Annotated in this window: 27 protein-coding genes; 16 read left to right on the top strand and 11 right to left on the bottom strand. The window is 70.3% G+C overall.

Features of this window, described 5'->3' with window-relative positions; all coding sequences use genetic code 11:
* The first annotated feature begins 26 nt into the window (after positions 1-26).
* From E6C70_RS15305 to E6C70_RS15285, 5 genes are all read left to right on the top strand, one after another.
* Positions 27-662 carry a DUF1684 domain-containing protein gene (locus tag E6C70_RS15305; protein WP_136425371.1) on the top strand — a complete coding sequence of 212 codons (636 nt, stop codon included), beginning with the start codon at positions 27-29 and terminating at the stop codon, positions 660-662.
* Positions 663-1,085: 423 nt separating this feature from the next.
* Positions 1,086-2,621, top strand: coding sequence for a DEAD/DEAH box helicase (locus E6C70_RS15300; protein WP_136425370.1), 1,536 nt, complete (start codon positions 1,086-1,088; stop codon positions 2,619-2,621).
* Positions 2,622-2,934: 313 nt separating this feature from the next.
* Positions 2,935-3,426, top strand: coding sequence for a GNAT family N-acetyltransferase (locus E6C70_RS15295; protein ID WP_136425369.1), 492 nt, complete (start codon positions 2,935-2,937; stop codon positions 3,424-3,426).
* 2 nt (positions 3,427-3,428) lie between these two features.
* A complete protein-coding gene (locus tag E6C70_RS15290) occupies positions 3,429-4,376 on the top strand; it encodes a nucleoside hydrolase (RefSeq protein ID WP_136425368.1) in 948 nt (315 codons plus the stop codon).
* Between the two features lie 123 nt (positions 4,377-4,499).
* The gene (locus tag E6C70_RS15285) at positions 4,500-4,769 is read left to right on the top strand and encodes a hypothetical protein (protein ID WP_136425367.1); all 270 of its coding nucleotides are present in this window, start codon (positions 4,500-4,502) and stop codon (positions 4,767-4,769) included.
* Positions 4,770-4,785: 16 nt separating this feature from the next.
* On the opposite strand, the gene E6C70_RS15280 is transcribed toward E6C70_RS15285, so the two are convergent.
* Positions 4,786-5,367 (bottom strand): NUDIX hydrolase family protein, encoded by a 582-nt coding sequence (locus tag E6C70_RS15280; RefSeq protein ID WP_136425366.1) that lies wholly within the window; start codon positions 5,365-5,367, stop codon positions 4,786-4,788.
* A gap of 122 nt (positions 5,368-5,489) precedes the next feature.
* On the opposite strand from E6C70_RS15280, the gene E6C70_RS15275 reads away from it, so the two are divergent.
* Positions 5,490-6,125: an alpha/beta hydrolase gene (locus E6C70_RS15275; protein ID WP_136425365.1), complete on the top strand. Its 636-nt coding sequence runs from the start codon at positions 5,490-5,492 to the stop codon at positions 6,123-6,125.
* 13 nt (positions 6,126-6,138) lie between these two features.
* Here the strand turns inward: E6C70_RS15275 and E6C70_RS15270 are convergent, their stop codons facing one another.
* Positions 6,139-6,576: a DUF5997 family protein gene (locus E6C70_RS15270; RefSeq protein ID WP_136425364.1), complete on the bottom strand. Its 438-nt coding sequence runs from the start codon at positions 6,574-6,576 to the stop codon at positions 6,139-6,141.
* Positions 6,577-6,635: 59 nt separating this feature from the next.
* Here E6C70_RS15270 and E6C70_RS15265 point away from each other — a divergent pair, with 59 nt between their 5' ends.
* The 3 genes from E6C70_RS15265 to E6C70_RS15255 all read left to right on the top strand — a co-directional run bounded on the left by E6C70_RS15265 (position 6,636) and on the right by E6C70_RS15255 (position 8,888).
* Complete coding sequence (locus tag E6C70_RS15265) at positions 6,636-7,346, top strand: LysR family substrate-binding domain-containing protein (RefSeq protein ID WP_136425363.1); 711 nt, start codon at positions 6,636-6,638, stop codon at positions 7,344-7,346.
* 5 nt (positions 7,347-7,351) lie between these two features.
* A complete protein-coding gene (locus E6C70_RS15260; RefSeq protein ID WP_136425362.1) occupies positions 7,352-8,071 on the top strand; it encodes a glutamine amidotransferase in 720 nt (239 codons plus the stop codon).
* 193 nt (positions 8,072-8,264) lie between these two features.
* Positions 8,265-8,888, top strand: coding sequence for a flavodoxin family protein (locus E6C70_RS15255; protein ID WP_136425361.1), 624 nt, complete (start codon positions 8,265-8,267; stop codon positions 8,886-8,888).
* A 57-nt stretch (positions 8,889-8,945) separates the two neighbouring features.
* Here E6C70_RS15255 and E6C70_RS15250 read toward each other — a convergent pair whose 3' ends face one another.
* The 3 genes from E6C70_RS15250 to E6C70_RS15240 form a co-directional block, all read right to left on the bottom strand.
* Entirely contained in the window at positions 8,946-9,149 is a 204-nt protein-coding gene (locus tag E6C70_RS15250) for a cold-shock protein (protein WP_136425416.1), read from the bottom strand.
* A 156-nt stretch (positions 9,150-9,305) separates the two neighbouring features.
* Positions 9,306-9,857 carry a hypothetical protein gene (locus tag E6C70_RS15245; protein WP_136425360.1) on the bottom strand — a complete coding sequence of 184 codons (552 nt, stop codon included), beginning with the start codon at positions 9,855-9,857 and terminating at the stop codon, positions 9,306-9,308.
* 133 nt (positions 9,858-9,990) lie between these two features.
* The gene (locus E6C70_RS15240) at positions 9,991-10,338 is read right to left on the bottom strand and encodes a DUF7882 family protein (protein ID WP_136425359.1); all 348 of its coding nucleotides are present in this window, start codon (positions 10,336-10,338) and stop codon (positions 9,991-9,993) included.
* 133 nt (positions 10,339-10,471) lie between these two features.
* Between E6C70_RS15240 and E6C70_RS15235 the strand changes: the two genes are divergently transcribed.
* The 3 genes from E6C70_RS15235 to E6C70_RS15225 all read left to right on the top strand — a co-directional run bounded on the left by E6C70_RS15235 (position 10,472) and on the right by E6C70_RS15225 (position 13,401).
* On the top strand, positions 10,472-11,161 hold the full coding sequence (locus E6C70_RS15235) for a response regulator transcription factor (protein ID WP_235833570.1): 690 nt from the start codon (positions 10,472-10,474) through the stop codon (positions 11,159-11,161).
* Complete coding sequence (locus E6C70_RS15230; protein ID WP_168770981.1) at positions 11,154-12,515, top strand: HAMP domain-containing sensor histidine kinase; 1,362 nt, start codon at positions 11,154-11,156, stop codon at positions 12,513-12,515. The genes E6C70_RS15235 and E6C70_RS15230 overlap by 8 nt, the downstream gene beginning before the upstream one ends.
* Positions 12,516-12,618: 103 nt before the next feature.
* Positions 12,619-13,401 carry a hypothetical protein gene (locus E6C70_RS15225; protein WP_136425356.1) on the top strand — a complete coding sequence of 261 codons (783 nt, stop codon included), beginning with the start codon at positions 12,619-12,621 and terminating at the stop codon, positions 13,399-13,401.
* A gap of 165 nt (positions 13,402-13,566) precedes the next feature.
* Here the strand turns inward: E6C70_RS15225 and E6C70_RS15220 are convergent, their stop codons facing one another.
* From E6C70_RS15220 to E6C70_RS15210, 3 genes are read right to left on the bottom strand one after another with little or no spacing between them, the layout of a single operon-like run.
* Entirely contained in the window at positions 13,567-14,256 is a 690-nt protein-coding gene (locus tag E6C70_RS15220; protein WP_136425355.1) for a methyltransferase domain-containing protein, read from the bottom strand.
* On the bottom strand, positions 14,253-14,870 hold the full coding sequence (locus E6C70_RS15215) for a TIGR04282 family arsenosugar biosynthesis glycosyltransferase (protein WP_136425354.1): 618 nt from the start codon (positions 14,868-14,870) through the stop codon (positions 14,253-14,255). Before E6C70_RS15215 ends, E6C70_RS15220 begins: the two co-directional genes overlap by 4 nt.
* Positions 14,867-15,637: a glycosyltransferase family 2 protein gene (locus E6C70_RS15210; protein ID WP_136425353.1), complete on the bottom strand. Its 771-nt coding sequence runs from the start codon at positions 15,635-15,637 to the stop codon at positions 14,867-14,869. Before E6C70_RS15210 ends, E6C70_RS15215 begins: the two co-directional genes overlap by 4 nt.
* Positions 15,638-15,769: 132 nt before the next feature.
* Here E6C70_RS15210 and E6C70_RS15205 point away from each other — a divergent pair, with 132 nt between their 5' ends.
* A complete protein-coding gene (locus E6C70_RS15205) occupies positions 15,770-16,501 on the top strand; it encodes a response regulator transcription factor (RefSeq protein WP_136425415.1) in 732 nt (243 codons plus the stop codon).
* A complete protein-coding gene (locus E6C70_RS15200) occupies positions 16,488-17,648 on the top strand; it encodes a sensor histidine kinase (RefSeq protein ID WP_136425352.1) in 1,161 nt (386 codons plus the stop codon). The genes E6C70_RS15205 and E6C70_RS15200 overlap by 14 nt, the downstream gene beginning before the upstream one ends.
* Positions 17,649-17,676: 28 nt before the next feature.
* Here E6C70_RS15200 and E6C70_RS15195 read toward each other — a convergent pair whose 3' ends face one another.
* From E6C70_RS15195 to E6C70_RS15185, 3 genes are read right to left on the bottom strand one after another with little or no spacing between them, the layout of a single operon-like run.
* Positions 17,677-18,729 (bottom strand): NAD-dependent epimerase/dehydratase family protein, encoded by a 1,053-nt coding sequence (locus tag E6C70_RS15195; protein ID WP_136425351.1) that lies wholly within the window; start codon positions 18,727-18,729, stop codon positions 17,677-17,679.
* Positions 18,726-19,547, bottom strand: a complete 822-nt coding sequence (locus tag E6C70_RS15190; RefSeq protein ID WP_136425350.1) for an MTAP family purine nucleoside phosphorylase — start codon at positions 19,545-19,547, stop codon at positions 18,726-18,728. The genes E6C70_RS15195 and E6C70_RS15190 overlap by 4 nt, the downstream gene beginning before the upstream one ends.
* A 28-nt stretch (positions 19,548-19,575) precedes the next feature.
* The gene (locus E6C70_RS15185) at positions 19,576-20,961 is read right to left on the bottom strand and encodes a hypothetical protein (RefSeq protein WP_235833566.1); all 1,386 of its coding nucleotides are present in this window, start codon (positions 20,959-20,961) and stop codon (positions 19,576-19,578) included.
* A gap of 159 nt (positions 20,962-21,120) precedes the next feature.
* Here E6C70_RS15185 and E6C70_RS15180 point away from each other — a divergent pair, with 159 nt between their 5' ends.
* Together E6C70_RS15180 and E6C70_RS15175 are read left to right on the top strand one after the other, a co-directional pair.
* On the top strand, positions 21,121-22,428 hold the full coding sequence (locus E6C70_RS15180; RefSeq protein WP_235833564.1) for a molybdopterin-dependent oxidoreductase: 1,308 nt from the start codon (positions 21,121-21,123) through the stop codon (positions 22,426-22,428).
* Complete coding sequence (locus E6C70_RS15175; RefSeq protein WP_136425349.1) at positions 22,425-22,946, top strand: hypothetical protein; 522 nt, start codon at positions 22,425-22,427, stop codon at positions 22,944-22,946. Before E6C70_RS15180 ends, E6C70_RS15175 begins: the two co-directional genes overlap by 4 nt.
* Positions 22,947-23,045: the final 99 nt, after the last annotated feature.

Here is a 23,045-nt window from a genome sequence, read left to right as displayed (position 1 = left end):
TCGGTGCGCTGCGCTAGCCTCTCGACATGAGTGCGAGCATCGGAGCCCTCCAACTGGCCGACTGGCGCAGACGCGTGTTCGGCCTGTACGCGGCCGTACGGCAGCTCAGTGTCCACGACCCGAGGGCGGGCCACGATCTCTGGCGCTCCGGTCGCGACGAGCTGTTCGCCGGGCATCCGTCGTCCCCGCTCCTGCCCGACGATCGGGCCGCGTTCACGGGTCTGCCCGTCGGCTCGTACGACCCCGACTGGCGCTTCGAGCTCGAGGTCCACCGTGCAGACGAGCCGCACAAGCTCGCGATCGACACGTCGACCGACGGCACCATCGTCTTCTCGTTGGTCGGGTCGGTGCACATCCCCTACGTCGGGTCGCTCGATGTCTGGCGGCTGACCAGCTACGGCGGCGGACTGTTCGTTCCCGTGAAGGATGCGTTGGCCGGAAAGCCGGGAGGCAGCTACGGCGGCGGGCGTTACCTGCTCGACACCGTGAAGGGGTCGGATCTGGGATCGGGAGCGGATGACGACTCGATCGTGATCGACGTCAATTTCGCATACAACCCGTCGTGTGCATACGACCCGTCGTGGGAGTGCCCGCTCGCGCCGCCCGGCAACACCGTGAGCGCCGAAGTGGGCGTCGGCGAGCTGATGTCGCGCTCCCGTTAACGAGAGATGGGGCTCACCTTCATCCGACCCGAACGGACAAGGGAGCCCCCGCCTCACCCGTAATGGGTGATGAGCGCAGGTAGATAGTGTCATAAGAACCCCGGTATGGCGCGAAAAATCCTGCGACTCGCCGGAGAATGCTCATAATGCGCGGCGAGCCTGAGCGACATCGAGGAATTCTCACGTAGGGAGCTGTGGCGCTCACAGTCGGGGTACAGCCCGATCCGGTAGGCTGAAGTCACTTGTGAACGCGGATACTCGCGTTTCCTGCGTCGTGGAACGCTTTCTCACGGTGAGCGCCGGGTTCGCCCCGCACATCGATCGACACTTTCATACGGCGAACGGATGTGCCCCCCGGCACCTTCGCCATCCTGCCGATGACCGCGTACACCTGCGCTTCGGCTCGTCTCGAAAGACACCAGCATGACCTCCCCCACTTTCGCCGCGCTCGGAGTTCCCGCTCCCCTCGTCGCGACCCTCGCAGCGGACGGCAAGACCGAGCCGTTCCCCATCCAGCTCGACACCCTCCCCGACACCCTCGCCGGACGCGACGTGCTCGGCCGCGGAAAGACGGGCTCGGGCAAGACCCTGGCCTTCGCCCTTCCGATGGTCGCCCGCCTCGGTACCTCGCTTGCCGGCGGCAAGCGTCGCGCGGGCCGTCCCCTCGGCCTCGTGCTCGCCCCCACGCGCGAGCTCGCCACCCAGATCGCCGCGACCTTCGAGCCGCTCGCAGCCGCCTACGGCCTGAAGACCACCACCATCTACGGCGGCATCAACCAGAAGCGCCAGGTGGAGGCGCTCAACGCCGGCGTCGACATCGTCGTGGCCTGCCCCGGTCGCCTCGAGGATCTCATGAAGCAGGGCTTCGTGACCCTCGATGCCGTCGAGATCACCGTGCTGGACGAGGCCGACCACATGGCCGACCTCGGCTTCCTCCCCGTCGTCACGCGCATCATGGACAAGACGCCTCAGGGCAGCCAGCGCATGCTGTTCTCGGCGACCCTCGACAACGGCGTGGACAAGCTCGTGCGCCGCTACCTCAAGAACGAGGTGCTGCACTCGGTCGACGAGGCCAACTCCCCCGTCGCCGCGATGACCCACCACGTGTTCGAGGTGTCCGACCTCGAGTCAAAGCGCCTGCTGGTCAACACGCTGGCATCCGGAACCGGCCGCCGCATCCTCTTCATGCGAACCAAGCACCACGCCAAGAAGCTCGCGAAGCAGCTGACCGACTCGGGCATCCCCGCCGTCGACCTGCACGGAAACCTCTCGCAGCCGCAGCGCGACCGCAACCTCGCCGCGTTCGGTGACGGCTCGGTGCGCGTGCTCGTGGCGACCGACGTCGCCGCCCGCGGCGTGCACGTCGACAACGTCGAACTGGTCGTCCACGTGGACCCGCCCATGGAGCACAAGGCCTACCTGCACCGCTCGGGCCGCACCGCCCGCGCCGGCAGCGAGGGCGATGTCGTCACCGTCATCACCCCCGCGCAGCGCTCCGACCTCAAGACGCTGATGCGCAAGGCCGCCATCACGGTGACCCCGCAGTCCGTCACGCACGAGTCGGCTGCCGTCAGCTCGCTCGTCGGCGAGGTCGCCGCCTACGTCAAGCCCGCACCGCGCGCTCCCCAGCAGCAGCAGGGCGGCGGCCGCTCGCAGGGCGCCAACGCCCAGCGCAAGCGTGCCGGGCGCGACGGCGCCCAGGGTCGCGGCCAGCAGGGTCGCGGCCAGGCTCGCACGGCGTCGACGGATGCCGCTCCCGCACGTCGGGACCGCTCCGGTCGTCCGACCGAGGCTCGCGCCAACGCTCCCAAGCAGGGCACCGGTCAGAGCCGCGGCAGCCAGTCGACCGGCGCACAGCGCGAGCGTCGTCGCACCGAGCCGCAGCCCGTGCGGGTCGGCAGCCTGGTGCGCCCGTCGGGTTCGACCTCGGGTCGCGGCCCGCGCCGCGCGCAGGGCTGAGCCCGCCGGTCGCACCTGCGAGGGCCTCGATACGCGGAGCCGCTTCGCGTCTGCGCTACTCGACCAGCGGCGCCGCGAGCAGGTGTATCGAACCCCACGCACGGGCCTCGATACGCGGAGCCGCTTCGCGTCTGCGCTACTCGACCAGCGCTGGTTGAGTAGCCCGCGAGCGCAGCGAGCAGGCGTATCGAAACCCGCCGGTCGCAGGTGCGAGGGCCTCGATGCGCGGAGCCGCTGCGCCTCTGCGCTACTCGCCCGGCGCGCGCAGTCCCTCGATTTCGTGTAGCGGGCGGGGCGTCCTAGTCTCGGAGTCATGAGCACCGAGGTAGTTGTTCGCCCCGTCCGCGACGTCGACGCCGAGATGCTGGGCCGCGTTCACGCGCAGTGCTGGCACGAGGATTACGACAGCATCGTCGACGAGGCGACGCTCGCGAAACTGTCGCCCCTGCGCCTCGCCGAGCTCTGGACCCACTGGATGGGCCAGGGAGAGGATCACCTGCTGTTCGCCGCCCTCATCGACCACCAGATCGTGGGCTTCGCCGGGTCCGGTCCCTCCCGTGACGCCGAACCGCCGCGCGACCGCGAGCTGTACTTCATGCACCTGCTCGACGAGTTCCACGGGCAGGGCATCGGGCAGCTTCTGTTCGACGCGGCGATCGGCGCGGATTCCGCCTACCTGTGGGTGCCCGACGTCAACGAGCACGCCATCGGCTTCTACACCCGCAACGGGTTCACGCCCGACGGCGTCTCCCATGACGAGCCCTTCCTCGGCGAGACCATCCACGAGATCCGCCTCGTCCGCTGAGCATGCCGACTCCCGTCATCCTCGACGTCGACACCGGGGTCGACGACGCGCTGGCCATCCTGTTCGCCGTGGCTCATCCGGATATCGATGTGCTCGGCATCAGTTGCGTCGCCGGTAACGCCGCTCTCGACCAGGTCGTCGCCAACACACTGCGCATCCTCGACGTCGCAGGCGCCTCCGACATCCCCGTAGCCGGGGGCGCCCGGCGCCCGTTGATCGAGGCGCCGAGGTCGGCTGCCCACGTGCACGGCGAGGACGGGCTGGGCGGAATCGAGCTGGCACCGAGCGCGCGCGAGCCGCATCCGGATGGCGCCATCGCCCTCATGCGCAGCCTCCTCCTCGCCAGTGACGAGCCCGTCACCCTCGTCGCGCTCGCTCCGCAGACCAATCTCGCCCTGCTCCTGCGGGCACACCCGGACCTCGCCCCGCGCATCGAGCGCATCGTGTTCATGGGCGGATCGGCGGGCGAGGGCAACGCCACGGCGGTCGCCGAGTTCAACGTCTGGCACGACCCCGAGGCAGCGGCGATCGTGCTCGATTCCGGCGTGCCGTGCTACATGTACGGCCTCGACGTGTTCAACCGAGTGAGCATCCCCCTCGACACGGCAGAACGTCTCGCCGGCGAGACGGATGCCCGAGCGCGCGTCGTCGGCCACCTGCTCGGGCATCGGGTGTCGCGAGCTCCCGATCACCACTACACCGGCTGGATCGGCGATGCCGGCGCCGTCTGCTCGCTGGTCGCGCCCGAGCTGCTGCGCACCGAGATCCATCCCGTGCGCGTCGAACTCGGCGGCTACTCTCGCGGACAGACCATCGTCGATCGCCGTGAACTCCCGGGCGAGGACTCGTTCCACGGATCGGTCGGCACGTGGCACGACGTCGAGGTGGCTCTCGAGGTCGATGCGGAACGGATGGCGGGCCTCTTCCTCGAGACGGTCCTCGGCGCCTGATAACCCCCATTCCGGGAGCGATTCCGCGGTGGAACTGGACGCACGGGCTGCGTCACGGCAGATTGTTCACGGCGGTCCCGACGCTGCACCCCGTGTCGAAGCACCATCCCTGAGGAGCCGCCCATGAGTACCGTGAACGACGACCAGACTCCCAGCCGGCCGGAACCGGACGAGGCAGCGCTCCGGGCCGGCGACGCCACCGCGCCGTACGCCGCCGGGCTCACCGAGAACCTCGAGCCCGTCGCCCTCCGGCCTCCCACCCCGTCGGGCGAGCCGCGACCGGGGGCGGAATGGATGGGCGACGGGGCGCCGGCAGCACCTCTGATTCAGGCGAACGCACGCCCGTCAGGCGGCGATCCCCCAGAACGTCCTGACGGGCGCACTATTGCCTGAATGCAGTGCGGCTGGCTTATCGCAGGGCGCCCACGGAGGCGAGCGCCTGGCGTACGAGCGTGCCGCGGCCGCCCTCCATCTCCGACACGATCGCATCGGATGAGGCCTCGGCGGGCGTCATCCAGGTGATCTCGAGAGCGTCCTGACGCGGTTCGCAGGTGCCCGTGACGGGCACGACGTAGGCGAGCGACACGGCGTGCTGCCGATCATCGGTGAACGCCGACACTCCGGGAAGCGGGAAGTACTCGGCGACGGTGAAAGGGACCGGGCTCGCGGGGAGCTGCGGGAACGCCATCGGTCCGAGGTCCTTCTCGAGGTGACGGAAGAGGGCGTCGCGCAGCGTCTCGCCGTACATGACGCGTCCGCTCACGATGGTGCGGGTGATCTCCCCGACGGCGTTGGCGCGCAGGAGGGCTCCCACCTCGGTCACCTGGCCGAGGCCGTCCACGCGGACCGGGATGGCCTCCACGTACAGCAGGGGCAATCGGCCGCGGGCCTCGGCGAGCTCGATGTCGCTCAGCCAGCCGGGATTGACCGAGCGCTGGGGCGGCTGCTCCGATGACCAATCCGGATCGGGGTCGGGGGTGCGAACGCTCATGCGCCCCATTCTGGCATCCCGGGCTGCGCCTGCCTCGAGCATCGGATGCGGAGAGGCGAGGCAGCCACCCTCTCCTGAGCGGAAGCACGCGCGCGGCTGACAACGGGTGTGAGGATAGGGAGATGCAGATCGACGACGCGGCCGTACTCTGGTCGGCCGGCACCGCTGACCGCGCCGACCGCCCCCTGCTCGTCCTGCTGCACGGCTACGGCTCCCACGAGGGCGACCTGTTCTCGCTCGCTCCCTACCTGCCGCTGGCCCCGGTGATCGCCTCGGTGCGTGCACCGCTCACCTCAGGGGCCGGCGCGGCCTGGTACGAGCTGATCGACTCGGACGACGGCTTCACGGCGCGCCCCGACGATGTGCGCGAGTCGACGGACGCCGTGCTCGCGTGGCTCGACGCCCTCGACCCGCGACCGGCATCCGTCGGCCTGCTCGGCTTCTCGCAGGGCGGATCCATCGCGCTCGAACTACTGCGCGCTCGCCCCGATACCTTCGACTTCGCGGCCGTCCTGGCCGGGTTCGTCGCCGCGACCGACGGCCCGAACGACGATGAACTGGCGAGGATGCGACCGCCGGTCTTCTGGGGACGTGGAACGGACGACCCGGTGATCCCCCGTTCATCCGTGGATCGCACCCAGTCGTGGCTGCCCGGACACTCGACCCTGACCGAGCGCATCTACGAGGGGCTCGGCCACGCCCTCTCGCAGGCGGAGCTCGATGACACGGTCCGGTTCCTGCGCGATCGCTACGCCTGACGGATGCGGGCTCTCACCGACTCTCGGCTGCTCGCCTCGCGGCACGCTCCGCGTCGCGCTGCTTGACGCGCACCTGCTCGGCGCGCACCTCGGCCTGCACCGCCCGCTCGGCGACCAGCCATTCCGGCGGCGCCACGAGGAGACCCTTGATCTCGGCCGTCGTGAGCGGCTCGGTGACGCCCGCGCGCGCGAGCCCGGAGGTCGACACCCCGAGCTTGCCCGCGACGACCTGACGCGGATGCGGGCCGTTGGCGCGAAGCTCCTCGAGCCACTCCGGCGGTTCGGCGTTCCATGCGTCCAGCTGGTCGCGGGTGACCGTGCCCGAGCGCAGTTCGTCGGGCGCAGCGTCGAGCAGGATGCCGAGCTTCTTCGCCGCCGTCTCGGGCTTCATGGTCTGAGACTGCTTCTGGCGACGGGGTCGCTCTGGGCGGGATTCGGGCTCGGTGCTCATGAGGCCAGCGTATAGCCTGTGTCTCGTGCCGCAGCCGGGCGCGGAACGGAGGAGGGGTCGTGCTGAGACTCGCCTTCGTGGATGGCGCGACACCCGCCAAGTGGGCGCGCATCTGGGCGGAGCGACAGTCCGACCTGCCGCTCGAACTGACCCGCGTGACACAGCACGAGCAACTGGACGCGCTCCGCTCCGGCGCCGCCGACATCGCCATCATCCGACTGCCCGTGCAGGAGGCCGGACTCTCCATCATCCCTCTCTACAGCGAGGTAGCCGTGGCCGTCGCCCCCAAGGATCACGCGATCGGCGCGGCGGATGAGCTGACCATCGCCGACATCGCCGACGAACCACGCGTCGCGACAGACGAGCTCACCGACGCCCAGGTCATGGAACTCGTCGCAGCCGGTCTCGGCATCGTGATCGTGCCGCACTCGATCGCGCGGCTGCACGCCCGCAAGGACACCATCTCCCGGCCCGTGACGGATGCGCCCGAGACCCGCATCGCCCTGGTCTGGCCCGCGGATGCGACGACTCCCGAGGTCGAGGAGTTCATCGGCATCGTTCGCGGTCGCACGGCGAACAGCTCGCGCGGGGCGTCGGCCGACGCGGAGGCACCCGCTGGTGGAACCGGCCGCGGTTCGAAGCAGGGCACGGGCACGAAGGGTGGAACGAAAGGCGGAACCTCGGGCCGCCCCGCCGCCCGATCCGGTCGCGGAAAAGGCGCCTCGGCGCGTAACACCCCGCCATCCCGTGGTCGTCGTCGGAGAGGATAGGAGAGATGTCCCGCGTACTCCTTCTCACCATCCGTCCCGAAGACGACGCCGCTGCCGACGAGTACGCCGCCGTGCTGGACGCCAGCGGCCTCGACCGGGCGAGCCTGGTGCAGCACCGCCTCGAGAGCTCACCGCTCGGCGATGCGCTGCGGGGAGTCGACGCTGTCGTGATCGGCGGGAGCCCGTTCAACGTGACGGAGGTGGAGAAGAGCGAGCTGCAGCTCCGCATCGAGGACGATCTCGGGCGCGTGGCGGCGGCATCCGTCGACGGAGACCTTCCGGTCCTCTTCACCTGTTACGGCATCGGCGTGCTGGCCTCCTACCTGGGCGGTGCGGTCGACCACGAGCACGGCGAGCCGGTGGGACCGGTTCAGCTGACGCTCACGGCCGCTGCGGCGGACGACCCGCTCGCCGCCGACCTGCCGGGCACCTTCGAGGCGTTCGTCGGGCACAAGGAGTCGGTCTCGCGCCTGCCCGAAGGCGCCGTCCTGCTGGCATCGTCACCGTCGTGCCCCGTGCAGATGTTCCGCGTCGGCACGCACACCTGGGCGACCCAGTTCCACCCGGAACCGACCCCGCAGCAGCTGATCGAGCGGGCGAGGGTATACCAGAACCACGGCTACTTCGCGGTGGACGAGCTCACCGCCGTCGAGGATCGCATCGCCGCCGGCGACGTCGACGCTCCCCGCCGACTGCTGCGGGCGTTCGTCGAGCGCTTCGCCTGAGACGCGCTTCCCGAACCCGTGGGCGGAGGGCCGTCGGCTCATCCAGCGCTCGCCTCCGCGACAGGTCAACCCCCTTTCGCGGCGCCGCGGGTCTTCCTAGCGTTGGTGTCAGGCTCGTCGGCGTTTCCTTTGCGCCGGCGCCGGCGCCCCCGGAGCGCATCGCTTCGGGGGCACTTCATGACAGGAGATCCCCATGCCCGACACCCCGCTTCAGGCCCTCGTGCTCAACTGCACGCTCAAGCCGTCGCCCGCGGCGTCGAGCACCGAGCTGCTCGCCCAGCAGGTGCTCGACGCGCTCGCGCCCTATGGCGTCTCTGGCAGCAGCGTGCGGCTGGTCGACCACGACGTGAAGCCGGGCGTCGAGAGCGACATGGGCGACGGCGATGCGTGGCCGGCCATCCGCACCCGGATTCTCGCCTCCGACATCCTCGTCTTCGCGACGCCGACCTGGATGGGCCATCCCTCCAGCGTCGCCCAGCGGGTTCTCGAGCGGCTCGATGCCGAGATCGCGGAGACGGATGACGACGGTCGCGCGATCCTCGCGGGCAAGGTAGCCGTGATCGCGGTGGTCGGCAACGAGGACGGCGCCCACGCGATCGTCGCCGACGTCGCGCAGGGCCTCATCGACGTGGGCTTCACCGTGCCGTCGCAGGGCAGCACCTACTGGAACGGCGAGGCCATGCAGTCCGTCGACTACAACGACCTGGACGAGACGCCCGAGAAGGTCGCTGCGGCCACGGCCGCCCTGGCCGCCAACGCGGCCCACCTCGCGCGGCTGCTGGCGGAGCATCCATACCCGCCGCTGCCGAGCAGCTGAGCCGACCGGTGGAACACTGAAGCCCCCGAGCGATCGGGGGCTTCAGCTCGGCTCGGATCAGACCGGACGGATGTTCTCCGCCTGCAGGCCCTTGGGGCCACGCGTGGTCTCGAACTCGACTCGCTGGTTCTCATCGAGCGAACGGTATCCGCTCGACGCGATCGCCGAATAGTGGGCGAATACGTCGGCGCTGCCGTCATCGGGCGTGATGAAGCCGAAGCCCTTTTCCGCGTTGAACCATTTGACGGTGCCAGTGGCCATCGTCACTACTCATTTCTTTGTACTCGACCCCGCTTCTCGTGGTCTTGCCGCATGATGCTCTCCACGTTCAGCGGGTACACAGCACAACAACTGGCATAAAGCTATCTCATCGCTGATAACAGTTGGGTTTCAAAGTCATAAACGAATGAGCGGGCCTCACCATCGGCCCGAATCCTCTGCAGATCGGCGCGAACGCTGGCCTCGCGCGGTCATGAGGTGCGCGTCATCGCTCACCTCGGCGCAGCACAGGGTCTCCACGGCGACTCTGGCCGCATCCGTCGCCGTCGCGTCCGAACCGAACCACCGACCGCAGGTCATGACGGGAGCACCGGCCGAGAGGACCACCCACCCGTGGGTCCCCGCTACCGGCCCGTGCACGGCCACCGTCTCGAGCATGCCGGCATCCACCCGCAGGCGGATCACCTGCAGCCGTGCCGAGTCGAACGAGTCGAACGGATGCGCGCTGCGCCCCAGCTCACGATTGTTCGACGCGAGCAGTCGCCACACCCCCCGCGGCTCCGCGTGCTCATGCTCGCCGCTGCGAACCACCCTCACCCCCAGGGCGGGCTCGTGCAGTCCGGCGGCTCCGATGACGCGATCGCGGAACCGCGCCCATGCCAACAGCATCGGGTCGTCGCCGTCGGTGAAGCCGCCGAACACCACGCGTGCGTGCGCCGGGTGCCGCGTGGCCCGCTCTTCGACGCTCACGCCCGCCCCGCCCTCACGTCGACGGCCCGCCGGGCGGCGAGCCGTGTCCAGCTTCGACGCCGGTGGTTAAGGAGCGGCGGGGTGCCGGTTACGACGAGGTGTACGCCTGATGAGCAACAGGTGCGGCAGCGGCTCAGGCGATCGCGAGACCACCATCGCCTTCGATGGCGGCAGCGGTGCTCCCGCTCTCCATGTTCTCGGGGGTGAGCATGATGCCGCCCGTTGTGTTGGCCGATCGCAGGATGGACTCGATCCACTCCCGGTGCAGGTCGGGCGGCTCGGGCTCGGTGAACTCGAACCGCAGCGGGATGGACTCGTGCATCCAGATGGTCGTGCGTCCGCGCACGTCCTCTTCCCCGTGCGTCCAGGACAGGGTGAAGTTCTCGCCACGCCGAAGCTTGGTGACCACCGCGACCTTGAGATGCGCCAGCGTGCGATCCTCCATGGGGATCGGCTCGCTGCCGTAGAAGAGGGTTCCCATACGGACGATGCTAGTCGTCGAGGAGCACGGCGTCCGCCGGCATCTCCTCCGTGTGCTCGCGCGCATGTTCGAGATGTGTAAGGAACGCCGTCTCGGTTGTGCATCCCCGCCGATGGGCGGCTTGAATGGAGCCGTGCCGGAGGATCGCGGGCTCGTGCTCATCGTCGAAGACGAGGGCTCCATCGTCGAACTCGAACGGCTCTACCTCACCGGCGCCGGCTACGGCGTTCACGTCGAGACCGACGGTCGGCGCGCGCTCGATGCCGTGCGACGGCTGCGTCCCGCCGCCGTGGTGCTCGACGTCGGCCTGCCGGGCATGAACGGCGTCGAGGTGTGCCGCACCCTGCGAGCCGAGGGTGACTGGACTCCGGTGATCTTCGTGACCGCCCGCGACGACGAGGTCGACCGCATCCTGGGCATCGAGCTGGGCGCCGACGACTACATCACCAAGCCGTTCTCGCCGCGCGAGGTCGTCGCCCGGCTGGGTGCCATCATCCGTCGCACGGCGGGAACCGCGGATGCCGGCGTCCGCCGGGTCGGACCGGTCACCCTCGATCCGGGTCGCCGCTCGGCGAGCGTCGGAGAGCGGCGCGTGAGCCTCACCGCCACCGAGTTCGACCTGCTGGCGCAGCTGATGGCCCGGCCGGAGCAGGTGTTCGCCCGAGAGCAGTTGCTCTCGCTGGTGTGGGGAATCGCCGACTACTCCAGCAGCCGCACCGTCGACGTGCACGTCGCCCAACTCCGCACCAAGCTCGGGCCCGACGGCGCGATCATCCGCACCGTCCGCGGCGTCGGTTATGCCGTCGGGCAGCCCGATGGCTGAACGCCGGCGCGGCGGATACCTCTCCACGCTCTCGGGCCGCATCCTCGCCATGACCATCGGGGTGAGCCTCATCGCGGTGCTCGTCACCGCGGGTGTGTCGCTGCAGGTGGTGCAGACCGTCGCGCTCGGGCAGGCGCGCGACGAGCTGCGTTCGCAGACCGCCGCCCTCGCGGACCTCTCCAGCGATTCCCTCGCCGACGTCGCTGCCGCCAAGGAGAAGACGGACGGAGCGCGGTTCGCGGTCGTGGACGCGGACGGGACGGTGAGCGGAAACGCCTCGGCCTTCGTCGGGCGGCGGATCCTGGCGGCGCTGGACGCCGGTCGCACGCTCTCGCGCACGGTGCGCATCGGCGGGCAGGAGGCGATCGTCGAGGCGGTGCCCCGGACGGATGGCGGCGGGGTGGTCGGCATCCGACGGGTCGACGACATCCGCGCCGGCTCCGCCGTCTTCCTCCGGTGGACGCTCGTGGCCCTGGCGATCGGGTTCGCGGCCGCCATCATCGCGGGCCTCATCCTGAGTCGCCGCATCGGACGGCCGCTCGCCCACCTCGCGGGCAGCGCGAGACGGATGGCGGCCGGTGAGCGCGGAGTGGTCATCGAGCACCAGTCCATTCCCGAGGTCGACGACATCGGCCGGGCCCTGGCCGGACTCGACACCGCCCTCATCGGCAGCGAATCTCGGCAGCGCGAGTTCCTGCTGTCGGTCTCGCACGAGCTGCGCACTCCGCTCACCGCCATCCGCGGGTACGCCGAGGCTCTGGCTGACGGGATGGTCCCGGCCGATCAGCTCGACGCGGTCGGCAGGACGCTCTCAGCCGAGTCGCAACGCCTCGGCCGCTTCGTCGACGACCTGCTCGAACTGGCGAGGATGGAGGCCGACGACTTCGCCATCAGCGTGCAGGATGTCGACGCCCACGCCATCGTCGCGGCGGCCGGACAGGCCTGGTCGGCACGCTCCGCGCAGCTCGGCATCCACCTGCGCATCGAGACCCCCTCGGACCCGCTGCTGTTCCGCAGCGACGCCATGCGCGTGCGGCAGGTGCTGGACGGGCTGATCGAGAACGCGGTGCGGGTCACCCCGAGCGGCGCTCCGCTCGTCATCGCGGCTCGTGCCGACGCATCCGACCTCATCTTCGAGGTCCGCGACGGCGGACCGGGACTCACGGCGGACGACCTCGCCGTCGCTTTCGATCGCGGCGCGCTCCACGAGCGTTATCGCAACGAGCGCGCCGTCGGCACGGGACTGGGCCTCTCCATTGCGCGTCGGCTCGTGGGGCGGCTCGGAGGCCGCATCGAGGCGCTCCCGGCACCCGAGGGCGGTGCCTGCTTCCGCGTGCTGCTACCCATTACCTGATCCGAACATTCGCATCACGTCCGCCGTACACCGGCAGGCGATCGTGGGATCACACCACCCATCGAGCCGCGGAAGATCCGGGGCCTCGCGAAGGAGAACACCCATGAACCGAAGCATCAGAAACGCGATCGTCGCCGGAGGGCTCGGCATCGCGCTGGCCGCCGGCGCCTCGGCCGCAGCCTTCGCCGACACGCAGACACCGACGCCCGCGCCGAGCGCCACCACGAAGGCTCCTCGCACCCTCGCCGACCTCCAGAAGGCCGGAGCCACGGCCACGAGCAAGCGCATCGCCTCGCTCGACCAGGCGACGGATGCCGTCAAGAAGGACACCACGCTGAGCGACGACCACCGCTCCACCATCCTGGGCACCTTCTCGAAGGACCGCGACGCGATGACCAAGCTCGCCACCACGATCGCCGCCGACACCGACGCCGCGGCCGCCGAGAAGGACGTGAGGAGCATCTACTCCGACTACCGGGTGTACACCGTCGCCCTGCGCCAGGCGCGGGATGCTGCCGCGGCCGACCGCATCACGAGCAAGACCCTGCCGGCCCTCGACACGGCGCACGATCGGCTCTCGAAGCTCGCCAATAGCAGGAAGGCCGGATCGGACGTGACCGACAAGCTCGCCGAGATGGCCAAGCTCGCCGACTCCGCCAAGAGCGCCGTCTCGCACGTGGCCAGTGATGCGCTCGCCGTCACTCCCGCGTCCTACGACGGCGATCACACCGCGCTCGACGCATCCCAGAAGTCGATCGAGTCGGCGCGTGACGACATCAAGAAGGCGGCGGCCGACGGCAGGGACGCGGCCAAGGCGCTGCACGCCTCCTCGAAGGGGTCGTCGACGAAGAAGTCCTCGTCGACGTCGACTCCCGCCGCGAGCTGAGCCCGAATCAGCTCGCGACCGCGGAGATCCGTCGCGACACGCCGCCCACGCGCCAACACCCACGGCGTGTCGCGGCGGATCTCCGCATCACGCGCGCGACGTGGGCCCGTCGACGAGTCGGGGCTCAGCAGCTGATGGCGAGGCGTCGGGGAGTCGTGTGGCGACTCAGCGAGGTACGGCGGTGAGGATGCTCGCGCGACCGGCCCGCACGAAGTGCCGCCCGTCGGCCACCCAGCGGCCCGAGATCTCGAGACCAGCAGCCTCCGCCACCTCTTCGATCGCGTCATGGCCCACCCGCGCCCAGGGGAACGGCGAACTCTCCTCCCCCGTGTCCGTGACGGCCGTGTAGAGGGACTCGTCCAGCAAGCCGGGGTCGCCGTCGACCTCGATGACGACCGATCCGCCGGGGGCGAGGAGGGTGCGGCAGCGCTGCAGCAGGGTGATCGGGTCGCCACCGATGCCGACGTTGCCGTCCATGAGCAGGATCGTGCTCCAGCGGCCCTCGAGCGGGAGGCGGTCGAACACCGAACGCCGTAGGGCCGGCGTCCCATCCGCCACCGTCAGGGCGATCGCCTCGACGAGCACGTCGATGCCGAGGGCGGGAAGGGCGCGCGACGACGCGGCGCGCACCATGCGCCCTGGCCCGCAGCCCACGTCGAGCACGGGGCCGCTCGCCCCGTCGAGGGCGGTGACGTCGGCCTGGTTGGCCGGACGCTGCCACTCGCCGACATCCATCTCGATGCTGGCGTGCGGTTCGCCGACACGGTGCAGGCTGATGCGAGACGGGGTGACCGAGCCGAGGGCGACCCGGTAGGGCTCCCCTCCGCCGACCCCGAAGGTCTCCTCGGCGCTCATGCCGCATCCCCCTCGGATGACGCTGCCGCGAGGGCTCGAGCGAATCGGGTGTGCGGCGCGAGCGCCGCGACGCTCTCGGCATCGGCGATCTCGTCGACGTCGTGCAGGACGGGCAGCAGTTCGACGCAGAGGCCGGCGCGGGCGATGGCGGCCAGCTGGTGCGCGCCGGTCTCAGCCCTCGACATGGGAACGCCGAGAATCAGGTCGCCGCGCGGTTCGCGCATGCCGATGGCCCAGTACCCGCCATCCAGCGCCGGACCGAAGACGACGTCACCGCTATCGGGCCAGCGCACGTCACCGGGTCGGAGTTGCGGGGTGTCCATGCCGACCAGCACGGTCGGTTCGTCGAGGGCGTCGAAGAGGGCGGCGAGGCGCTCGTCGAGTGTGCCGGCCGGCTGCGGCATGATCTCGAAGCCGTCGGCGGATGCCGGGGGCATGTCGCCGTCGAAGAACAGGATGCGGCGGTCGGCGGGGATACTGCGGACAGCCTCGATGGTGTCGTCGAGGCTCGCGGCGGCCAGCTCGGCTGCCTGCTCGAGCGACAGCGGCGGATGCAACCGGGTCTTCACGCGGCCCGGCAGACACTCCTTGGCGATGACGACGATGGCGGTCATGACGCACTCCGCTCGGCGGAGGCGGGCTCGGCGGGTGCACTGTGCTCGGCGGGTACGCTCCGCTCGGCGGGCGCGTGACGCTCGGCGGAGGCGGTTGCGGAGGCGGACGCGGGGCGCTCGGCGAGGATGCGGGACATGTCGCCGACCGCCGTGAGGAATCCGCGCACCGTACCCGTCACCTTGGAGCGTCCGACCCGGGGCGCATAGACCACGTCGGTCTCGACGATGCGCCAGCCGGCCTGGGCGGCGCGCACCACCATCTCGAGTGGGTAGCCGCTGCGGCGATCGCGCAACGGGAGGCTCTGCAGCGCGCGGGTGCGGGCGACCCGCATGGGGCCGATGTCGTGGAGGCGAACGCCTGTCTTGCGCCCCAATCGCGCGGCGACGGCGCGGTTGGCCAAACGCGAGATGGCCGGCCACGCGCGCGATGAGGTGGGCACGCGACGCCCCAGCACGAGGTCGGCTCCCTCGAGCAACGCGACCAGGCGGGGAAGCTCGGCGAGGTCGAGCGAGGCATCCGCGTCGCAGATGGCGATGATGGGCGCCGTCGCAGCCTCCACTCCGGCGTTGACGGCGCTTCCGAATCCGCGACGGGTCTCCTCGATCACGAGGGCGCCGAGGGAGCGGGCCACCTCCGCCGATCGGTCGGTCGAGCCGTTGTCGACCACGATCGCGCGATAGCCGGCGGGAACGGCGGCGAGCACGCGCGGCAGGGCCTGCTCCTCGTCGAGACACGGGAGCACGACGTCGACGTGCGGTTCGTTCATAACTCGACGCTACGGGGGCGGCACGACAGGCTCACCCGAGAAACATTACGGACCGGGAACGGCAGTCGGCATCTGCCGATCCGGTGTCGGAGCGGACGTAGTCTGTCCGATGTGAACAGCTCCCCCGCGCAGATGCTCGGGAACGACGACCTCGTCGACCGGCGGGTGCTCGTCGTCGACGACGATGAGACCGTGTCCGAGGTCGCCGGGAGCTACCTGCGTTCCGCGGGCTTCGTAGTCGATCTCGCCGCCGACGGGTTCGCCGCGATCGCCGCCGTCGACCGCATCTCGCCCGACCTCATCGTGCTCGACCGGATGCTGCCCGGCGTCGACGGCATCGAGGCGTGCCGGCGCATCCGCACCCGGCATTCCACGCCGATCATCATGCTGACCGCCCTCGGCAGCGAGGAGGATCGTATCGCCGGCCTCGAGGCCGGAGCCGACGACTACCTCGCCAAGCCGTTCTCACCGCGCGAGCTCGTGCTGCGGGTGCAGTCCGTGCTGCGCCGCTCGCTCGCCGAATTCGCCCCCGAACCCGTGCTCGACCGCGGGCCGTTCCACCTCGACGCCTCGGCCCGCATCGTGCTCATGCACGGCCTGCCGTTGGCGCTGACGGTGCGCGAGTTCTCGCTGCTGGAGTTCATGCTGAAGCATCCGAACCAGGCCTTCAGCCGTGAGGACCTGCTCGGCTCGGTGTGGGGATGGACGCACGGTGATCTCTCGACGGTCACCGTGCACGTGCGTCGACTTCGCGAGAAGATCGAGGTGGACCCCACCCAGCCGGTGATGCTGCGGACGGTGTGGGGCATCGGTTACCGCTTCGAGATCGAGGAGACGTCGGGGGATGGCGATGAGCTGGCCTGATCTGGTCGCGGTGGCGGGCGTCGCCCTGTTCACCTCGATGATCGTGGGCGCGATCAGCGTCTTCGCGCTCCTGCTGCTGCGCAAGGCCTCGATGCTCGTGCAGGTCTGCGTGCTCGTGGCCGGCGCGATCATCGCCGTCGTGTCCAGCATGGTGATGGTCGCGCAGTTGATGTACCTCTCGCCGCACGACTTCACCGTCGCCCTGAACGTCGCCATCATCTCCGGCTTGGTCTCCCTTCTCCTGTCGGCGACCCTCAGCTTCCTCGTCGTGCGGAACGCCCGGGCGCTCTTCCGGGCCGCACGCACCATCGGCGAGGGCGAACTCGTGACATCGACGGGTTACCAGTCCAGTGCCGAGCTGAGCGCGCTCGGAGCCGAGCTGATGGCGACGAGCGCCAAGCTCGCCGAGTCGCGCGAACGGGAGAAGCGCATCGAGGACTCCCGGCGCGAACTGGTCGCCTGGATCGCGCACGACCTGCGCACGCCATTGGCCGGCATCATGTCGATGGCCGAGGCGCTCGAGGACGAGCTGGCGGCGGACCCGCAGCGCTACTACCGGCAGATGCGCCAGCAGGTCAGCCAGCTCTCGGCCATGGTCGACGACCTGTTCGAGCTCTCCAAGATCGACTCGGGCACGCTGCACCTCTCCCTGCAGGAGGTCTCGCTCTACGACGTCGTGTCCGACACCGTCGCCGACCTGCGCCATGTCGCGGGCGGCCGAGAGATCCGCGTGGAGTCGACCCTGGACAGCGACATCGTGGTCTCCGTGGACCCTCGCGAACTGGCGCGCGCCGTCTCGAACCTCATCATGAACGCCATCCAGCACACCCCCGCCGACGCCCCCATCACCATCTCGGCCGCCGTGGTCGACGGTCGGGCATCCGTCTCCGTCACCGACAACGGCGGCGGCATCGCGGATGACGACCTGCATCGCGTCTTCGAGCCCGGGTGGCGCGGCGTCTCGGCGCGCACCCCGTCGCCGCATCCGCCGACCTCGAGTGGGGCGGGCCTCGGCCTGGCGATCGTGCGCGGGATCGTCACCGCCCATCGGGGCGAGGTGACCGTGCGCAACGTTCCGGGCGGCTGCCGCTTCGATGTACTGCTGCCGAGCGACGCCCTTGTCAGCGGAGCAGGCACCGCCGCGTAGGCACGCATCTCGGCGGCGACGGGCCGCGTCAGGCGCGCAGGGGCGCCGTCGCGAAGTCGCGCATGCCGTCGGCGAAGGGTACTGATGCGGTCCAGCCCAGCTCCCGGGCCGCCCGATCCGACGACGCCGTGATGTGCCGCACATCCCCGGCCCGGTAGTCTCCCGTGACGATCGGGGCGCTCCCGCCGATCGTGTCGGCGAGCGCCTGCGCCACCTCGAGGATCGTCGTGACCGTGCCACTGCCCACGTTGAAGGCGCGGACGGTCGCCTCCGGCTGCTCGGCCGTCCAGTCGAGCGCGGCCAGGTTCGCCCGGGCCACGTCGTCGACGTGCACGAAGTCGCGCCGCTGGCCGCCGTCCTCGAACACCCGTGGCACGTCGCCGCGCTCGATGGCGGAGCGGAAGATGGCTGCGACACCGGCATACGGGGTGTCGCGCGGCATGCCCGGACCGTAGACGTTGTGATAGCGGAGCGCCGCCACCCGACCACCCGCCGCATGAGCCCACACCCCGGCCAGGTGCTCCTGCGCGAGCTTGGTGGCGGCGTAGACGCTCCGCGGGTCGAGCGCGGCATCCTCGGTCACGAATCCCGGCCGCAGCAGCTCGCCGGTGCCGGGGTCACGCGGCTCGAACACGCCCGCTGCGAGGTCGGCCGCGCTGCGGGGCGCAGGCCGCACCTCGCCCGACGAGCCGAGGTAGAGGCCCTCGCCGTAGACCACCATCGACGAGGCCAGCACCAGGCGACGGTTGCCGGCCCGCCCCATCGCGGCGAGCACCACGGCGGTGCCGAGGTCGTTCGACGCCACGTAGTCCGGTGCGTCGTCGAGGTTCACGCCGAGCCCCACCTTCGCGGCCTGGTGGCTCACGACGTCGATGCCATCGAGCGCGCGGTCGACGACGACGGCGTCGGCCACGTCCCCCTCGATCACGTCGACGCCATCGGGAATCGACGGCGGGCTCGCGTGCACGTCGTCGCGGAACGAATCGAGGATGCGCACCCGCCATCCGCTCTCGAGGGCCGCCGCGACGATGCGCGAGCCGATGAAGCCGGCCCCCCCGGTGACGAGCAGCGAGCCGGTCATGCGGTGGCGCCCGTCACGATCGGCCAGCCGAGGACGGATGCCACGGCGTCCGCATCGATCAGCGGACGTCCCGCGTAGTCGACGGGGATGGCTCGGGCGATCGCGCCGATGGCCTCGAGGATGTGCGGCTCCGCCGCCGCCAGCCGCGAGAACACGGCCTCGGCGGTCACGGCATCCTCCGCCTGCTCTCCGCTGTCGACGTCGGTGACGACGCAGAGCGTCGCGGTTCCCATTCCGAGTTCAGCAGCGAGCGCTACCTCGGGCAGGAGCGTCATATTGACCAGGTCGATGCCCGCCGAGCGATTGATGCGCGACTCCGCACGCGTCGAGAAGCGGGGCCCTTGGATGACGACGACGCTCGCCGTCGGCACGAGCCCGTCCACCGCGCCGAGCGCCACGGCATGCAGCTCGGGGCAGAACGGGTCCGAGAACGGCAGGTGGCGAACGAGGTCGGCGTCGAAGAAGGTCTGCGGCCGGCCGTAGGTGCGGTCGACCAGCTGATCGGCGAGCACGAGAGAGCCCACCGGGATGTCGGGTGTCAGCGATCCGACCGCTGCGGTCGAGATGATCGCACGGACGCCGAGGGTGGCGAGCGCCCAGGCGACCGGCCGCCCGTCCAAGCGATGCGGCGGGACGGAGTGGTCGGCTCCGTGCCGGGGCAGGAACGCCACCCGACGGCCGCCGATCTCGCCGACGGTGACCGTCACGGTCACCCCGAACGGCGTCTCGATGGCTCGCTGCTCGCCCACGCCGTCCGGGAAGAGCCGGTAGACGCCCGACCCCCCGATCACGCCGATCCGCACGTTCTCCGCCGTCATGTCTCTCCCTTGTTCGTCCGTCATGTCATCACCACTGCGAGAACAGCAGGTGTTGCGCCACCAGTGCGAATGCCACCTGCAGGCCGAGCGCCCAGCGCACCCAGCGCTGCGGCAGGAGGGCGGCACCGAGCAGCAGCCACGGGACGAACGGCAGCCAGATGCGCTCGACCTCCGCCTTGCTCATGCCCGACAGGTCGGCTACCAGAATGGTGGCGGCGGCAGCCACGACGAGGATGACGATGACGCGGGCTTCCGCGGTGAGCCCGCGGAAGCGGCGCAGACGCTGGCCGACGAGCGCCACGACGCCCCCGACGAGCGGACCGGCGCTCACGGCGAGCGCCGCCAGGTTTCCCCACACCCAGTAGGCGTACGGCCGCTGGGATGCGATGCCCGCGTAGTAGCGTTCGTGCAGCACGGGGTAGGCCTGCCACCACGCGAATCCGCCCGCGGCGAAGGCGAGCACCACGCCCGCGGCGGCGCCGGCCGCCCAGAGCAGGGGACGCCACGTGCGAGCCACCAGGAGCACCGCGAGCGCGAGGATGCCGAGCAACGGCAGGCCGTACGACATCATCACGGCGTAGCCCAGCAACAGCCCGGCGAGAATGCCCCATCCCGCCCGCGCACCACGATGGCGGGTCGTGGTCGCATAGGCGAGGGCGCAGAGCCCCCACGCCGCCACCGCGGCGAACAGCCCGTCGGCCGAGACGGCCATCCAGATCGCGGCCGGCCCGAGCACGAGGAACGGCGCGGCGCGGCGGGCGGCATCCTCCGCTCCGAGCCGACGCACCGCGAGCAGCACGGCCACCGGCGTCGTCGCGCCAAGAACGAGCACGATCCAACCGGCCGCGGCGGCACTGCCGAGGCCGAGCCGGACGAGGAGGACGAAGAACAGCACGGCGCCCGGCGGATGCCCGGCCAGGTGCACCGGCCAGTGGCCGACGGAGTCGAGCGGGATGCGCGCGATGTACTCGTGCAGGAGGGCGCCGACATCGCTCACCTGCCGAGCGCTGCCGAGGTACTCGCTGCTGCGGTCGAAGATGACGGTGATGCCCTCGAGCCCGTCGACGAGGGCGAGGCTCGTCGACCACGCGACACCGAGGATGAAGGCGATGAGGAGCAGGATGCGCCAGCTCACCCGGCGTGCAATGGTGGCGGCGAACACCACGCCCAGCACTCCGACCACGATGGCGGGAATCGTGCCGATGCCGACCCGCGGATGCCACGTCACGTGCAGTGGAGCCCACGACTGGGCGTGCACCTGCCAGTGGGTCAGCCGGGGAACCGCTATCGCGAGCGCGATCAGCAGCAGCGCCGCCGCCACTCCGATGAAAGCCGGCCTCGCCGAGTGCCGGGTTCCCTCGACCGCCCGCTGGTGCGGAGGCCGCGTCAGGGAGCGGTCCGAGAGGTTCGGCATGCTTCGATGCTATTCACCGGGTGGGCGGGCGATCGCCGAAGAAGCATTACGAAGCGCGGACGGGAGGCCGATCCGTTCGCGAGCCGTCACATCTGGGGCGGGCGCGACCCATCCGTCCGACGTAGAGTGACGAACGCTCTCATGAGGAGGTGACCGGAAATGCACGTGAAATGGCGGATTCAACGCATCCTCCACCAGTTCCGCCACGCTCTGGCGACCCCATCACGCAACCCGCGGATGGCGGTGGTCATCGGGCGCCTGCTGGCTGCCGCCTTCCTGATCTGCTTCGCGACCGGGCTCTACAGCCACTTCCTGCAGGACCCGGTGCCGGGGATGGTGTTCCCGAATCGCCCGACCTGGCTCTACCAGATCACGCAGGGCACGCACATCACCGCGGGCATCGCGTGCTTCCCCCTGCTGTTCGCCAAGCTCTACGCGGTCTTCCCCGAGCTCTTCCGCAGCCCGCCGATCCGCTCGTTCCCGCACTTCCTCGAGCGCGCGTCGATCGCCCTGTTCGTGTCGGCGTCGCTCGTGCAGATCACCATCGGCCTGCTCAACACCTTCCAGTTCTATTCGCTGTTCCCGTTCTCGTTCCGGCACACCCACTACGTGCTCTCCTACGTCATCATCGGGTCGCTCGCGATCCACATCGGCGTGAAGCTGCCCATCATCAACCGGTACTGGCGCAAGGCGGACGCCCTCGACGCGGACGGCCAGGTCGTCGTCACCGAGGACGACCCGGATGCCCGACTCGAGGTGCCCGACGAGTTGCGTCGGCTCACCGGCGAGCCGCAGACCGCAGGCGTCACCGGGCGCATCTTCGCGTGGATCGACGAGAAGCCGGCGCCGAACGCGCCCGACCCGCGGGCGAAGACCAGCCGCCGGGGCTTCCTCGCCACCGTCGGCATCGCCGTGGCGGCCGTCGTCGGCCTCACCGCGGGCCAGTCCTTCCGACTCTTCGACGGCGTCAACGTCTTCGCGCCGCGCAAGAACGGCACCGGACCGCAGGGGCTGCCGGTCAACAAGACGGCGCGGTCGGCCGACGTGATCGACCGCGCGATGTCCCCGGACTGGAAACTCACGGTCACCAACGGCGCGACGTCCAAGTCGTTCGACCTCGCGGCTCTCCGCGCGCTGCCCCAGCATGAGTCCGTGCTGCCGATCGCGTGCGTCGAGGGTTGGAGCCAGTACGCCACCTGGCGCGGCCCGCGGCTGCGCGACCTCGTCGACGCCGTCGGGGCGCCCACCGGCGCGAACGTGCGCATCCGGAGCCTGCAGACCAACAGCTCGTACGGCGTGACGATGATGCAGCCCGAGTTCGTGCGCGACGAGACCACGCTCGTGGCGCTCGAGGTCGACGGCGGAGTGCTCGACATCGACCACGGGTACCCTGCTCGCATCATCGCGCCCGCACGCCCGGGCGTGCTGCAGACCAAGTGGCTGAGCAGGCTGGAGGTGCTCTCGTGAGCGTCACGCCCTCCCCCGTCGCGGGGCCCGAGGGGCCGCTCGAGGCGCCGGAGACGGAGCGGATGCGCCGCTGGCGCGTCGTGCTGATCGCCCTCGGCGTCGGTCTGCTCGTCATCGCCGCCGTGACGCTGCTGAACGACATCCCACCCTCCCGCTACCTCGGCATCGCCGTCTGGCTCGTCGGGGCGCTCATCATCCACGACGGCATCGCCGCGATGATCGTGTTCGGCGTCGCCGTGCTGCTGCGGCGCACCGGCGGCCGCATCCCCTTCGCCGTGCTCGCGATCGTGCAGGGCGCCATCGTGATCGCCGTCATCGTCAGCGTGCTGTTCATCCCCGAGATCATCAAGAAGCACATCGGCACCGCGAACCCGACCGTCCTGCCGCTGGACTACCTGCTGAACCTCGGCGTGTTCTACGTGGTGCTCGCGGCGGTCACGGCCGGCGCCATCGTCCTCTGCCTGCGGATGCTCAAACGACGCGAAGCGGACCCACAGGAGGCGTCCGAGCGCGGTTGAGCCGTCATCCGCCTTGCATCCCTGCGTCACCTCGCGCCACCCCGCGACCCGATGCCGCCATCCCGTCCATACTGGCAACAGCGCTCGGCATCAGCGATC

The sequence above is a fragment of the Orlajensenia flava genome, assembly GCF_004801905.1.
Classification (GTDB): domain Bacteria; phylum Actinomycetota; class Actinomycetes; order Actinomycetales; family Microbacteriaceae; genus Orlajensenia; species Orlajensenia flava.
Note: the sequence above shows the minus strand (reverse complement) of the source record. Positions and strands in the feature narration are given on the sequence as shown.

Excerpts from the sequence above, each read along its gene's own strand:
- E6C70_RS15210 (WP_136425353.1), bottom strand. The coding sequence starts at position 15,637 with ATGAACGAACCGCACGTCGACGTCGTGCTCCCGTGTCTCGACGAGGAG.
- E6C70_RS15305 (WP_136425371.1), top strand. The coding sequence starts at position 27 with ATGAGTGCGAGCATCGGAGCCCTCCAACTGGCCGACTGGCGCAGACGC.
- E6C70_RS15280 (WP_136425366.1), bottom strand. The coding sequence starts at position 5,367 with ATGAGCGTTCGCACCCCCGACCCCGATCCGGATTGGTCATCGGAGCAG.
- E6C70_RS15270 (WP_136425364.1), bottom strand. The coding sequence starts at position 6,576 with ATGAGCACCGAGCCCGAATCCCGCCCAGAGCGACCCCGTCGCCAGAAG.
- E6C70_RS15195 (WP_136425351.1), bottom strand. The coding sequence starts at position 18,729 with ATGACCGGCTCGCTGCTCGTCACCGGGGGGGCCGGCTTCATCGGCTCG.
- E6C70_RS15200 (WP_136425352.1), top strand. The coding sequence starts at position 16,488 with ATGAGCTGGCCTGATCTGGTCGCGGTGGCGGGCGTCGCCCTGTTCACC.
- E6C70_RS15295 (WP_136425369.1), top strand. The coding sequence starts at position 2,935 with ATGAGCACCGAGGTAGTTGTTCGCCCCGTCCGCGACGTCGACGCCGAG.
- E6C70_RS15230 (WP_168770981.1), top strand. The coding sequence starts at position 11,154 with ATGGCTGAACGCCGGCGCGGCGGATACCTCTCCACGCTCTCGGGCCGC.
- E6C70_RS15240 (WP_136425359.1), bottom strand. The coding sequence starts at position 10,338 with ATGGGAACCCTCTTCTACGGCAGCGAGCCGATCCCCATGGAGGATCGC.
- E6C70_RS15260 (WP_136425362.1), top strand. The coding sequence starts at position 7,352 with ATGTCCCGCGTACTCCTTCTCACCATCCGTCCCGAAGACGACGCCGCT.
- E6C70_RS15290 (WP_136425368.1), top strand. The coding sequence starts at position 3,429 with ATGCCGACTCCCGTCATCCTCGACGTCGACACCGGGGTCGACGACGCG.
- E6C70_RS15250 (WP_136425416.1), bottom strand. The coding sequence starts at position 9,149 with ATGGCCACTGGCACCGTCAAATGGTTCAACGCGGAAAAGGGCTTCGGC.
- E6C70_RS15225 (WP_136425356.1), top strand. The coding sequence starts at position 12,619 with ATGAACCGAAGCATCAGAAACGCGATCGTCGCCGGAGGGCTCGGCATC.
- E6C70_RS15275 (WP_136425365.1), top strand. The coding sequence starts at position 5,490 with ATGCAGATCGACGACGCGGCCGTACTCTGGTCGGCCGGCACCGCTGAC.
- E6C70_RS15300 (WP_136425370.1), top strand. The coding sequence starts at position 1,086 with ATGACCTCCCCCACTTTCGCCGCGCTCGGAGTTCCCGCTCCCCTCGTC.
- E6C70_RS15190 (WP_136425350.1), bottom strand. The coding sequence starts at position 19,547 with ATGACGGCGGAGAACGTGCGGATCGGCGTGATCGGGGGGTCGGGCGTC.
- E6C70_RS15215 (WP_136425354.1), bottom strand. The coding sequence starts at position 14,870 with ATGACCGCCATCGTCGTCATCGCCAAGGAGTGTCTGCCGGGCCGCGTG.
- E6C70_RS15185 (WP_235833566.1), bottom strand. The coding sequence starts at position 20,961 with ATGCCGAACCTCTCGGACCGCTCCCTGACGCGGCCTCCGCACCAGCGG.
- E6C70_RS15255 (WP_136425361.1), top strand. The coding sequence starts at position 8,265 with ATGCCCGACACCCCGCTTCAGGCCCTCGTGCTCAACTGCACGCTCAAG.
- E6C70_RS15220 (WP_136425355.1), bottom strand. The coding sequence starts at position 14,256 with ATGAGCGCCGAGGAGACCTTCGGGGTCGGCGGAGGGGAGCCCTACCGG.
- E6C70_RS15205 (WP_136425415.1), top strand. The coding sequence starts at position 15,770 with ATGCTCGGGAACGACGACCTCGTCGACCGGCGGGTGCTCGTCGTCGAC.
- E6C70_RS15180 (WP_235833564.1), top strand. The coding sequence starts at position 21,121 with ATGCACGTGAAATGGCGGATTCAACGCATCCTCCACCAGTTCCGCCAC.
- E6C70_RS15285 (WP_136425367.1), top strand. The coding sequence starts at position 4,500 with ATGAGTACCGTGAACGACGACCAGACTCCCAGCCGGCCGGAACCGGAC.